Source organism: Blastopirellula sp. SH421, from assembly GCF_057808535.1.
Genome location: NZ_CM173712.1, coordinates 3,305,607 through 3,319,169, shown reverse-complemented (window position 1 = coordinate 3,319,169; position 13,563 = coordinate 3,305,607). Strand labels below are relative to the sequence as shown.

Annotated in this window: 4 protein-coding genes; all 4 read right to left on the bottom strand. The window is 55.9% G+C overall.

What is annotated here, in order from left to right; all coding sequences use genetic code 11:
• Positions 1 to 27: 27 nt before the first annotated feature.
• The 4 genes from SH421x_RS13835 to SH421x_RS13820 are packed head-to-tail and all read right to left on the bottom strand — an operon-like array spanning position 28 to position 13,413.
• Positions 28 to 792, bottom strand: coding sequence for an SDR family oxidoreductase (locus SH421x_RS13835; protein WP_488856356.1), 765 nt, complete (start codon positions 790 to 792; stop codon positions 28 to 30).
• The gene (locus SH421x_RS13830; RefSeq protein ID WP_488856355.1) at positions 789 to 1,952 is read right to left on the bottom strand and encodes an aromatic ring-hydroxylating oxygenase subunit alpha; all 1,164 of its coding nucleotides are present in this window, start codon (positions 1,950 to 1,952) and stop codon (positions 789 to 791) included. The genes SH421x_RS13835 and SH421x_RS13830 overlap by 4 nt, the downstream gene beginning before the upstream one ends.
• Positions 1,943 to 2,659, bottom strand: a complete 717-nt coding sequence (locus SH421x_RS13825; protein ID WP_488856354.1) for a 4'-phosphopantetheinyl transferase family protein — start codon at positions 2,657 to 2,659, stop codon at positions 1,943 to 1,945. The genes SH421x_RS13830 and SH421x_RS13825 overlap by 10 nt, the downstream gene beginning before the upstream one ends.
• Positions 2,656 to 13,413: an SDR family NAD(P)-dependent oxidoreductase gene (locus tag SH421x_RS13820; RefSeq protein WP_488856353.1), complete on the bottom strand. Its 10,758-nt coding sequence runs from the start codon at positions 13,411 to 13,413 to the stop codon at positions 2,656 to 2,658. Before SH421x_RS13820 ends, SH421x_RS13825 begins: the two co-directional genes overlap by 4 nt.
• Between the last annotated feature and the right edge of the window lie 150 nt (positions 13,414 to 13,563).

Here is a 13,563-nt window from a genome sequence, read left to right as displayed (position 1 = left end):
CTTGCCCTACAAACGCAAATGGATCGACTAAACGTGAACCGCAGCGCCGCCGTCAACGACAAGCGTTTCACCTTGTACGAGGTCGGACAGCGGTGAAGCCAAAAACAAGACTGCATCCGCAATATCCTCGACGCTCAACATGCGATCTCCCATCATGGTCTTATCTTTGCGATGATCGAACATCTCACCAGCGCCCGGCAATCGCTTGGTCGAATCGGTCTCGACCAGCCCTGATTTAACAATATTAACGTTCACCCCTTTGTCACCAACTTCCAAGGTTAGATGACGCGCCAGACTTTCTAGCGCCGCCTTGGAGCTGCCGATGAGCCCGTACCATGGCAAAGCCATGTTTGAACCGTGGCTGCTGATCCCAATCACTTTGGCGCGGCCTTTACTTTTTTCGAGCAGCGGCAATCCCGCTTGCACTAGATAAAGCAACGCCAGCACGTTGGTGTGATAGGTATTTTCAAAATGCTTTTCGTTGGCCGCCATCAACGGACGAAATCCGCCCGTCGCGGCATTGCTGACGATAATATCGAGCTGTTGAATATGTTCGCTGATGTACTCCATCATCGATTCAACGTCATCTTTTTTGCTGACGTCCGCTTTGACGACAAAAGAACGTCGTCCCATCGCGCGAATTTCTTTGGCCGTTTCCATCGCGGCGGTGCGTGACGTGACATAGTTCACGATGACGTCGCTGCCTGCTTCGGCCAGTCGCAATGCACAAGCTCGCCCCATACCGCGCGAGCTTCCGGTCACCAAAGCGATACGTCCGGAGAGGTTAATCATGTTGCGTTTCCTGAAAATCGAATTGAAAGTACTTCGTTATTGTCGCCTGAGTCAGTCAACTGGCTCGCACGTTCGATATAGTGTTGAAAATGAAAAATGCGTTCTTCCCGAGTCGAAAGCAAACCGCCGTTCGGCTCGTCTGCCGCCGATAGCCCGGCTTGGATGTGCGGCAAGATTGCCGCATCTTCGGCGCCGACTTGAACCAAAAAATCTTTCGCCCATCTACTGATCAAGCTGCGATTCCAGATTCGTCGCAGTTTCCCTTTGTCCCCAATGTGGCACATCAGACGAACCACAGACAATGACTGATCTGCCGAGATCGGAATCACGCATTCGACCCAACGATACAGCGACAGACGCGCCAGCATTACATTGGGATAATGCAAAATATGTTCGTAAGAAGAGTCTCGCGTTCGCCCCACGGCCCAGTGACCAATCGAATCAAGCAGCGCTCGAAATGATTTCTCCTCCCCGTAATCCACCACCAGCGAAGTCCAGGAGTCATGCAATTGATGCGTACAATCTTTTTCCTTGGGCGTCTGGCCAAAGGTCTTCGGATGGACTTCGGAGGTGTGATAGCTCTCCAATGCATTTTCGATCAGGCATTTCCAATTTGCATTGATCTTGCGAGACATCACGATCGCGGTATGCATCTCTGGCGTAAACCAGCTCTCATAGAGGTCAAACTTCTCGCCTAAAAACTCACGCAGGCTTGGACCTACTTCCGTAAGATTGATAAAGACAAGCTCGCCGCAACATTCTACGCGATATCGCTTCAGCCCAAGCATGCCCTGGGCGAGCGGACGAAACGTTTTGGCATCTGGAATTTTGCGGACGTTGCCTGTCTCGTCATATTCCCAGCCGTGATACTGACAATGTAAGCGATCAGCGACGCCGCACGATTTGCAGGTCAATTTGGCGTAGCGATGCGAGCATACATTCAAAAAGGCGCTGACTTCCTCTTCATTGCGCCACAAAATAATTGGGCGATCAAAGATATCCATCGTCACAAACGAGCCGTTGCTTGGCAATTCGCTCATCACTGCGACGCAATGCCATGTCGGCAGCATGATCGTTTCGATCTCATTTTTGTAGATCTCCGGATCAAAATAGACCTGACGCGGCAACACTTGCGAATGGTGCTCTTGGCTTACAAACATGCGGTTAACTCCTGCAAATTAGATGCGGGAGCATCCTGACTGTTCGCTTGCCAAACCGCGGCGGCTGTGCCCCGATTTGAAGTGCGGATCCAGGTCGCTAGCGGTGACAATCGACGCCCGAACAGTGTGCAACAAACTTGGTGATCGCTGTAGGATTCGATTTCGATGCAGCGTGGATTCCAGCCTTGGCGATCACTCTGCGATTTAAAAATCGCTTCTTTGAGTCCCCATAATAACGAGATCGACTCGGGGCGTTCGGCAAGCCAGGTTTGTTCACGCTCAGTAAACCAAGCGGTCGAAAAATTCCTATCTTGCGGAACGTCCCAAGCTAAATCCACGCCGATCAACGAAGCATTGGTCGTCATTCCAACCAAGACCGCATTGGCGGCATGCGAAATAGAAATACGATGATCGGTCAGCTTTCCAGCGACCAATACTTGTGGCGCCTTCCCCAGCCCCTGGGACGAACGGGACAAAATCTCGATGCGGCGCAATTCGGCCAGATCACATGAGCCGGCAATCAATCGCTTGGCGACCCAGCGAGCGCCTAACCATTGTTGACGACGATCTTCGTGAGCAAACAGCGCCCGTTCGGCTTGTTCAGCGGCGCTCAACCAAATATTTGGCGGATCGATTGGCAATCGTCGCGTATCGGCAACGTATCGAACGATCCATGTCCCAGAAGCGAATGTCGGAGCGAGTATCATGCGATTCCTCCCCGGCCGAGAATCACTTTCTGATAACCAATCGCTTTCAGGATGACGTCACCGTTCTCACCAAACAAAGTCAGATCGTACAGCGCCGATTTCTCGGCTACTTCACGGCAGACAAAGTGGACGTAGCAGTTTTCGCCATCGTTCGGCAGGCGGCCGAGTTCCAAACGTTCAATCTTGCGCGGCAATGAAACCGCTCCATCGCTATGTTTGTACAACTGGCAGCCGCAAGCAAACAGGGCCGAATCTAAGACGCACGACGGCACGCGCCAACCTTCGACGCGGTCGGGTTTCGTCAAATCGGCCAGTGGTTGGGCGACGATGTGGCCCCAGCCGCTCTGCGCATCGCAACTCAACGCCTTCAAGCAGCGGAAAGGAGCGCCATGATAAATCGCGCTATCCTCTGGATAGTTAACTACGCTCCACTCACTGGGGAACGGCGGTAGATCGGCGGAAAGCGCGGCAGGGACGGCGGCTAATTCAATCTTGGCTTGCAGGTAAAGCCGATCTTTTTGAATCAATCCCCCGGTTCGATTCCGAAAGTCACAGGTCCAGCGGCACTCAGCAAGAGCTTCGCCGACCAGCTTGGCGCGAGCCTGGGCGGTGGTCGGGTTGTCGGTGTGAAACACGAGTCCATCGATCATATCAACATCACAGAAGGCGACCACCTTTTTACCGGAAGCCAACTCGGCCGCTTCTCGCAGCGCTTCTAGCGTCACGACAACCGGCATCAGCGGCTTGCCGCGCAAGCGGTGCAGCGCCAAAAAGGGATCGTTCACGGGATCAAGCGGTACATCGCCGATCAACTCGTCTGCTTCACTGCGTGACGTTGCGACTAACGGGAACGAACCGTCGACTGCTTCACCAGTCCGAGGTTGAAACTCGCCCAGCGGAAATTGTTCGTGGGGATAGAACATCGGGTAGAAATCGCCAAAGGTGTAAAGCGTTTCTGCTTTCAGTCCGCCGCCGGCCAATTCTTCTTCAAACCGGCGAACACCTTCTTCCGGCAACATATATTTCATCTTCATCACCGACCGCGGCCCCCAGGCGAATCGAGACAGCGTCGCGATCCCAGCCCCTTCCCATGATTCCCAGTGGATGCAGAGCGTCGTGCAATCGGGACGAGCGGAGCGGAACCAGTCAAGCGCTTTGGACATCGAGTCATTGCCAGCGGCGTAGTCGCTGAGCCCGTTCCCTCCAAATCGACCGCTAATCGAACCAAAGCCGATGCAATGCGTCAGCGGATCAGCATCGGTGAGCGCGAACAAATGAAGCAGTCCATCAAACTTGGCGCGAATCAATTGCTCAACAAACGGTCGGCGTTTGTGATCAAAGCGACCTGGCTCGATCAATCCGGCGCCATGCATTAGGCCATTGATCGGCCCATCGGTGCGGCGAATTTCAGCCAACACGGCGGCGACTGCCTCACGATCAGTGACGTCGCACTGATAGTAGGTAGCCAGAACGCCTGCTTCCGCAAAACGCTGCAGGTTATTGAAGATCTCGCAGTCTTTCAGGACACGGTCCCAGGCCTTGCCAGGCGAACCGCCCGACGCCAGCGCTTCGCGAGCAATCTGAGTTTTGTAAGAGTTCAGCTGCTCTTCATTGAAATTACGCCAGACAGCATCGGCCAACGGCGCGGGACTCTTGCCCAGCAGATGTAATTTCCAGCCGTAGCGAGCAGCCAATTCGCGGGCGGCGATCGCTGTGATCCCGCGGGCTCCGCCGGTCACGACCCAAGTACCACCGCGTGGGATATTGGCGGCCGGCCCCATTTCAAGCGGAGTTCCGACTGGTCGGACGACGCGACGATTCCCGCCGCACCAACTTACTTCGACTTCCGGCATGTCGGCGGCAAGTTCACGCATCATCGCATCAAACAGCACCGACGGCGTCTCCCCAGTCGGGGCATCAATCACCTTGCAACGCACCACTCGGTTTTCGTGTCGCGCTTCTTCGATGTGGAGTGACTTCATAAAACCAGCGACGCCGCCGCCATCGGGGGTTTGCACCGCTGATTCAAATCCAAAATCTCCCCCCAGCGAAGTCGCGGCGACCAGGTCGCCGGTTCCTGCTTCTGGAAACTTGAGGAGCCGTTTGTACCAATTTTGTGCAATGAAGTAGGGAGCGATAATCCCTTCGTGGTGACGGCGATCAATCTCAGTGACTGAAAGCAAATCAGCAGACAGCGCATCGCGACTGGTCATCAAAAAAAGTCGCTTCGCCGGCTTCTCGGGATGAAGCGAATCGAGCCAGGCCAATGTTTCGTCCAGATCAGCGCGGGCGCCAAAGCGATAAACCTCGACGCCGGCCTGTTGCAGACGTTGCTCTAGTTCGACCGCGTCGGCATTTTCACCCAAGATCCAGACCGGCGCGTCAAACGTCGGTGACGCTGGAGTTTCTGCCGGGATGGGCGAATCGATCAGCTTCATTTCGCAGCGCTCGGTGCGCAGATCGACTCCTGCTTCAGCCGGACCAAGCGATTCCTGTGTAACGACCTTTGCTGGTTGAGCGGGAGTCTCTTCAACAGAGCCCTTGGCTAAAATTCCCAAACCATCCGCAAAACGCCGCCAATGACGGCGTTCGGTGATCATGATTTCACTACGAGGGACATCGGCCTCGATTTCGCGAATCAGATGAGAGACCCCTTCAGCCAGCGGCATCAACTGCAGCTCGCTCTTATTACTTAAGATGCTTTTCGTTTCCGGGCGTGCGGCCATGCCGACTTCGTCCCAACCATGCCAATGAAAACCAACAGCACGGACCCATGGTCGCTGTCGTCGGTAGGTTCCCATCAGCTTGCACAACAGATCGCTGGCCAAACAATAGTCGGACTGCCCCAGGCTGCCGAGCCGGCCGGCGATCGAACCGAAGCCGATGAAATGGCGGATCGGATCGGCCTTAGTCAGCGCCGCCAGATGAACGGCGCCACCATCTTTGACGCCGATCGTCGCCTGGGCGACGTCGCGACGTTTTTTCTCCATGCGGCATGATTTGTCGATGCCGGCTCCATGCAGAATACCGGAAATCGGGCCATCGACGCGGCGAATTTCGTCCAGCACTGCGGATAAGGATGCGCGATCGGAAACATCACAGGCATGGTACGTGGCAGAAACGTTGTTTGCGGCGAACGCTTGCAATGATTTGTCGATTTCCAGGCTCTTCTGCACGCGTTCCCACGCGTTTGGCGCCTGCTGGCCTGCTTGGCGAGCGGCAATCATCGTATCAGCTTTCAGCTTTTGCAGACCTGCATCATCCAGCTGTCGCCATGCCGGATCAATCGTCGGCAAGTCACTAGAGCCGATCAAATGTAGCTTCAGGCCGTATCTCTTCCCTAGTTCCAGTGCACAGGCGGCGGTAATGCCGCGAGCGCCGCCGGTAATCACCCAAACGCCTTGCGGCAGTTGGGCTGCAGGATTGGCCGCTGCTGGTCGATCCATCGCAAATGGAACGCGCCGCATACCGCCGGTATAGGAAACTTCATAATCACGATTACCGGAGGCCAGCTCAACAAAGATGTTCTGCGCGATCTGCAGCGGCGACTCCTGTGCGGCGGTATCCAGCGCTTTTACAAGCGGTCCCTTACCGCCACGCATCAAGGTGTACTCAATGAAAATCGCTTTCATCAACCCTGTCACGGCGCCGCCTTGGACTGCCGTAGCGCCGCGGCTGAAACCAAAGTCGCCGCCGAGTGCGGTAACCGCGACAACCGTCGTTTTTTCTAGCCATCCCCCGCCATCCGCTAAAGACAACCATTTCTGGCAGACGAACAGCGGCGTTTCCATGGCCGAAACTTGGTGAGCGTTCCAGGTCGATTCGACATCGAATTGCAAATTCGAGCGGTCGTCGCGTGCCGTGGTAATAAACAAATGAGGAGCCGGACCAGCGGCGCAGATCGCTTCGACCTGGGCGACGGCATTCTCCAAATCGCTCGCATCAGGGATGTGATACGTTGTCACGCTAGCTTGCTGAAGTTTCGAGATCAGCGCTGCAGCCGTTTCACCATTTCCAAGCACGATCGCAGCGCCGCTCCAGGTCGGAGTTTGCGCGGCGGAGACGGAGATCGGTGAATCACACATTTCCAACTCAAACCGCGCCGTGACGCTGAGAGACGGCAACGGCGTCCGCACGACTTGCTGTGGGACGGAGGGCGTGGTGATGTTAGCGTCGGCAAACAAATCGTTGAGCGAATAGGTGTCAACCGTTCGCGATGTGGTCGCACACTTTACCGATAGTTGCCCTGCATTGGAATCAAACAAAAAGGCGATCGAATCACTGTCAGCTTCAAGCAGCAGGTTCGCAACTTCACTAGCCGAAACGTCGACTTGCTCGTTTTTAGAGTCGCCGCCAGCCAACGCCATCTGGCGTCGACCACAAAAGATGGTCGGCTGATCGCTAATCACTTGACGCTGCTGCCCCAAGGTCTGAACACTCGCTAAGCGTCCGCCTTGTAGGTCACCTAAGACCATATTGCCGTCTTCAGTAGACGATTGCAGCAGCCGATCAATTGCGCCTTCGAGGCTCACTTCGTTTTGCAGAACCTGAGAAGAGTTTTTCTCGCCACTGAAGCTCAACCCAGCCGCGTTTACCCCGCCAAGCATCAGGATCGTGCCGATGGGAGTAACCACCACGTGCGATAATCCAGTGACCGGTTTTCGCAAAAATGCCGCCAACCGAATCGTCTCACGCATGGGATTGATCGCTGGCGACGCTATTTGAGCAGCATGCAGGAGTGAACCTTCCGTCTGTTGAGTCGAAGCGGCTTGCTCTATGTCGGCCAACGTTTCTGAGACCGCAAAATGGTGGGCTAAAATATTGGCCAGAGGCGCCTCAATCGCATGGGCGATTCCTTGCAGTTCGTCCCATTGATCAGGTGAGAGCAATTGCAATGCTTGGGTACATAAAGCCGAGCCTGGAAGCTCGTCGATCGACTCGCCGACGTACTCCGCATAGGTGCGGAGTACGCGACGGATCTCTTCCCGATATTGGCTGCCGTGCGACCACCCCATCTCGTACGGCGTACCGACGAGAGTGAGCGGCGCCGCAGCGTTCGAATCTCTATTCTTACCAATCAGTTCCGTAGCAGCAGAACTCTTAGAGCTGCTGACTACGACCGGCGCGTTCTCGTTAGTTTCCAAAGCCGGCGCCGGAGCGGCCAGGGAAAAAGATGCTGGTTCCTCGTTCGCTGCAGCGTTTCCCGCAAGGAAATTCATGACGTGACGCAGTGTCGAGAAGTCATCCAATGACAAATCGGTCGCCGACGTGCTGATGTCAAAGTATTCTTGCAGCTCGCCAAACAGTTGGGCTTTCTTGATGCTGTCGATGCCTAAATCGGCTTCAAGGTCCGCATCCATATCAACCACTTCCGGCGGATAGCCGGTCTGCTCAACCACAAAGTTGATCAGAAACGATTCCAGCTCGGCAGGGCTCGTTCCTGTCGAAGTCGGCGCCTCGGCGATTGGTGCAACTACCGGAGCAGGCGAAACTGAAGCAGGCGTTGCGACCGGAGCCGGAACCACCTCCGCACTTTCACTGGTCTGACCATTGGCCGAGAGGAAGTTTAAGACATGACGCAGCGTCGAGAAGTCGTCCAATGACAAATCGGTCGCCGACGTGCTGATGTCAAAGTATTCTTGCAGCTCGCCAAACAGTTGGGCTTTCTTGATGCTGTCGATGCCTAAATCGGCTTCAAGGTCCGCATCCATATCAACCACTTCCGGCGGATAGCCGGTCTGCTCAACCACAAAGTTAACTAGGAAGGATTCGAGTTCAGCCGAACTGGTTCCTACCGCCCCTGCGGAAGACGGCGCCGCGGCAGCCGGTGCAGCGACTGCTACAGGAGGAGCTACGGGAGCAACCGGTTGCGGTGGAGCCTGAGCGATAGCGGCCGGGGCAGGGGGGGCGACCTCAACCGCACTGCCTTGTCCGCTGGCCGACAGGAAATCCATGACGTGACGTAACGTCGAGAAATCGTCTAGCGACAAATCGGTCGCCGATGTGCTGATCTCAAAGTATTCCTGCAACTCGCCAAACAGCTGTGCCTTCTTGATGCTATCGATGCCTAAATCAGCTTCCATATCTGCGTCAAGATCGACTACTTCCGGCGGATAGCCAGTCTGCTCGACAACAAAGTTGATCAGGAACTTTTCGAGGTCGATCCCTTCGCTTTTGCTGCTTGTAATCGCGGCGCCAGTTGCTGGCGCGACCGGCGTGGGAACCGGCGGAGTAAACACCGGCTTCGGCGTCGGCGGTTGCACGACAGGCGGCGCAGGGGCCACAGCAAACGTTGGTTTGGGAACAATCGGCGCTGCGATCGGCGTTGGCGCGGGAGACGCGACTGCGGCCGGAGCCGGAGTCGGCGGCGCTGCGGCAGGCGGCGAAGCCTGGGCAGAACCGCGCATCTTCGCGCGACGACGCTCGGTAGCGTCAAAGTGCGGAATATCGTCCATCAGGTTCTTCTCGTTGGTGCTAATCGAACTACGGGAGGAATCGACAGGCTGCGGCTTGGTCGGCGCACGGTCCGTCGTAAAAGTCATGGGTCGCATGACGTCAGGTACAGCAACTGCTTGGGGAGCTACATACGCCGCGCGGGTCTGGGGCGCTGACTGGGTAGGAACAGCGGTCGGCGCACTAACTACAGAGGCCCCGACTCCCAAGCATTCCAGTAACGCTTCGACGTTCAAAATCGGCTCGATACCGCCGTGCTTGGGATTGTCTGAAGCGATCACGGTTGCGTCGCCAGAGAGAATCCGGCGATTCAACTTCGTCAGCGTTTGTTGAGGTCCTACCTCGACAAACACGGTTGGAGTTTCGAGAGCCAGCTGTTCAATTAACGGGGCATATTTGACGGGTGTCGTTAACTGCACGCCCAGATTGCGTCGGATCCGGGTCGGATCATCGGTCAAATTATTATCGACCGTGCTGATGAACGGAGTTTGCGGCACACGCATCTCGGCCGTTTCCAACGCTTGTTGCAACATCCGGCTTGAGCCGGCCATCAGCGGCGTATGGAATGCTGCCGGAACCGCCAAAATTCGGGCTGGAAACGATTTGGCCGACAACGCTTGGGAGAGCACTTCCAGCGCGACCAGTTTGCCGCCGATCACCGTTTGATCCGGCGCGTTGTAATTAGCCAGATAGGCTTGGCAACCGCTTGCAGCGATGATCGCCTGGATCTCTTCCGGTGGTGCGGTCGTCGCTAGCAAACCGGCGTTGTTGAGCGAAGTTGCGTTGATTCCATCGCAACGCGCACGCGTCATCCGAATGACCGCATCCAAGTTCCAAACGCCGGCGGCATACAAAGCGGGGAACTCGCCATAGCTGTGTCCCAGCACGAGGTCGGGTTTCACACCGCGTTCTGCCAGAGCGGCCAAGCAAATTAAATCGGCCAACAGCATAGCGATCTGCGTTTTCCAAACATCGGCGCCTAGTTGGGTCGGCGTATTCCAGGCCAGCTCTGCAAACGTCGGATAGCCAAGTCGGCGCATCGCCGTATCGGCATCGAACATCATGCGTGCGGCAGCCGGCGACTGATTGACCAGATCGCGAAGCATCCCATCATATTGTGAGCCTTGGCCGGGGAACAAAAACGCGATCCGTGGTTTTGCAGCGAGCGGTTCCCGACAGAATATCCCTTGTTGCTCTAACACCTGACGCGAAGCGGCGTTGCCCAGTTGCGGCAACGCCATCGTCAGTTTTTTGGTGAGTGCCGCAGCGCTGTCAGCCACGACCGCTAAACGGACCTTGTCGGCAGCGGAAAATAGCTTGGACGGCGCCTGATTGAATGTTTGATCCGGCTCTGAAATCGCAGCGGTGACAAGGCTTTTCAGCTCAGTCAGCGAAGCGGCCCCAAAGCGGAGAATCTGGGCTGCAGACGACTGGCCAGCTGTCGTCTGCGTTTGCGACTTGGCAATCGGTTTGGGGGGCGCGACGGAGCCATCGTCGAGGATCAGATAGAAAGCTTGCCCCTTCGACCAACAGGCGACCGCGCCGGTTCCACGTCCGGTTAGCTTTACATTCGCAGTCGCCGTTTGGACGCTGGCGGTGGAGCCATTAAACGCCGCTGTCGGTTGCTGAAGCTGACGAGCCGCAGCAACTTCATGATGCTGCGATTCTAGCGCCGCTTTCAGGACCGAGATCAGCGAACTGCCGCCTCCCATGTGTCCCCACTGCGCGGTGCCGGAAGTCAGATGGAGTGGTTGCTGACGATCTGGCGACGTATGTTCATGGGCCAAGGTCGATAGTGATTGCGAAACAGTAGAGAGGTTTTCATCGGTTTCGACATCGACAAATTGTATTTCGCTCGGAGCGATATCCGCATTTTTCGCGGCGCGCTCGACCGCCAATCGCATTGCTTCGGCAGGCGAGTCGTGCGTCCCAACTCCCAGGCCCCGAATCACTGCACGAATCGGATCACCATCGCGACGCGCGTCAGCAAGTCGCTTCAGGACGACAACAGCAGCTCCTTCGCTGGGCACAACGCCGTTATAACCAGCATCCAGTACATTCTTTGGCGTCCCGTCGCAGTGCAAGAGCCCGGATGCATGCAACCCATCAAACATCGACAAGCCCATGCGGCGCTGTCCGGCAGCGCAGATCATCAAGTCGTTGTCGCCTGACAACAGCGAATCAATGCAGAGCGCGATCCCAGACAAGCCCGAAGTCGTACCGCTGTCGATCGCGACGGCGCCACCATGCAAGTCAAGCGTTTTGCTGATGCGCGAAGCGAGCGTGCTGCTGGTAAAGCTGCCGGTCTCGTCGACCAGGGCCGGCCATTTTTTCAACAGCACATTGGCAAAATCTTCGTTGATCGCGGTGATCTTCTCTGCGGACAGTCCACGTGCCTGCAACAGAGAGGTCAGCTTCGCTTCCATTTCGGGAAGACGTAGCCCCATTTCCAACTGGTCGCCAAAGTCGCCGCCAAACTCGGTTCCAATGACCACGCCGCAAAGTTCACGCTGGATCGATTCACGATCATATCCGGCGTCAGCCAACGCTTGTTCACTAGCGTCCAGTAACATGAACTGCAGCGGATCCGCTTCGAGAATTTGTTTTGGCGGAACTTTATGCTTTCGCCAATCGTAGGCGTAGTCTGATATGAATCCGCCGTGAACTTGAATCCCCTTATCAGCGGCTTTTTTGCGGGCCAGCGACGACCAACGATCAGCCGTAGGCTCAGCTTTGCAGTCGGTTCCTGTTTGCATCGCTGCCCAAAAGGCGTTGATTTCGCTAGCGCCGGGAGCGATGCATCCCATGCCAATAATCGCGATGGCGCGATCATCCGCCGTTTCCGTTACTGGACGCGGTTTACCGGTGATCTGTTCGGAAGTTTGACCGATGTATTCGTCAATCACCACATGCATGTTCAAGCCGCCGATACCAAACGCATTCACGGCAGCAGAGCGAGGTCCTCCGTCAGCGGGCGCGGACCACGGCGCCGGTTTCATCGGCACAAAGAAGGGAGACTCATCCCACGGCACTTTTGTATTCAGTTCTTTGATATTGATTGCAGCCGGGAATTGCTGATGCTGCATGCTGAGAATAGTTTTGATCATCCCTGCAACGCCGGCCGCTTCCAGAGCGTGGCCAATGTTGGCCTTGGCGCTGGTGATCGGAATCTTCTTGCCAGCCGGAAAATTTGGCTCTAGAACTTCTCGCAGCGTCTCCAGTTCGGTCGCGTCCCCCAATTGAGTCGCCGTCGCGTGACATTCGAGATATTGCAGGCGAGAGACATCAACTCCGCTGCGATAGGCGCGGCGCATCGCGCGGATTTGACCTTCTTTGCGGGGCGCCCACAAGCTTTTGCCGCGGCCATCGGTCGCAACGCCGAGACCTCTCACGACCGCTTGAATTGGGTCACCATCTGCGATCGCTCGCTCCAGCGTCTTCATGACAAGTGCAACATAACCTTCTGACATGATCAGGCCATCCGCGTTGGAATCGAACGGGCGGCTATCATCTTTCGTCAGGGTCTGAGCGTTGGAGAAGAGGACCAGCGAATCGGCTTTGCAATCGGACGCTCCGCCCACGACCACCATCTCAGCACGGCCGCGCTGCAGCGCTCTTGCACCCATCAACATCGCGTGCAATGACGATGCGCAAGCCGAGTTCAAAGCCAACCAAGAGCCGTTGAGACCAAACGCTTTGGCGACGGTCCCGGCGACCATGTTGCAGTTTAGATAGCGAAAACCTTCGGCGCCTGCCGGAATCGTGGCCAATAATTCTTGCAACAGTTGTTGCTCGATCGCCAGTCGTTCTTGCGGCGGCAAATGCTGGAATTCTGTGGTTTCTTCCAGCAGCGCGATCGCTTCGTCCAGATAAGTACGGAAGGTAAGTTCGCCCAGGCGTGAGCTTCCTTGAGCGTGTCCGATAAAGACAGAACAGTTACGATTTTGGAGTTGGAACGGATCATAGCCAGCATGACGGAATGCTTCGGCAGCCGTCTCGGTCATCAACAGATGGGTGTTATCGACCGAGTCAATCAACTCTTGCGGCACCGGACAACGATCACGATGGAACGTACGATCCGCTAATAGCGCCGCCTTGGTTGAGTAAGTCTTGCCTCGAACGCCTTTGTCCGGATGGAAATAGATCTCGCGGTTCAAGCGATCTGCCGGCACTTCGCCGACGGCTGAGAGCCCCTGAGAAATTAAGTTCCAATACTGGTCCAAGTTGGCGGCGCCGGGGAGACGGCATGCCATACCGACAATCGCTACCGGAATATCGGTTCGATCAGTCGAGATTGTCATGTTTTCTATCCTGATTGATTGGCAACCAGCAAAAGCTTCTTATCGCGCATTGCTGGCGCTATAGGCAATTCACCATCCGTATGTCCGCCCTTCATGAGCGTGATAGCCGATGAATATCAAGGTTGAGAGTCAATTCAGAGGCGGGAATTA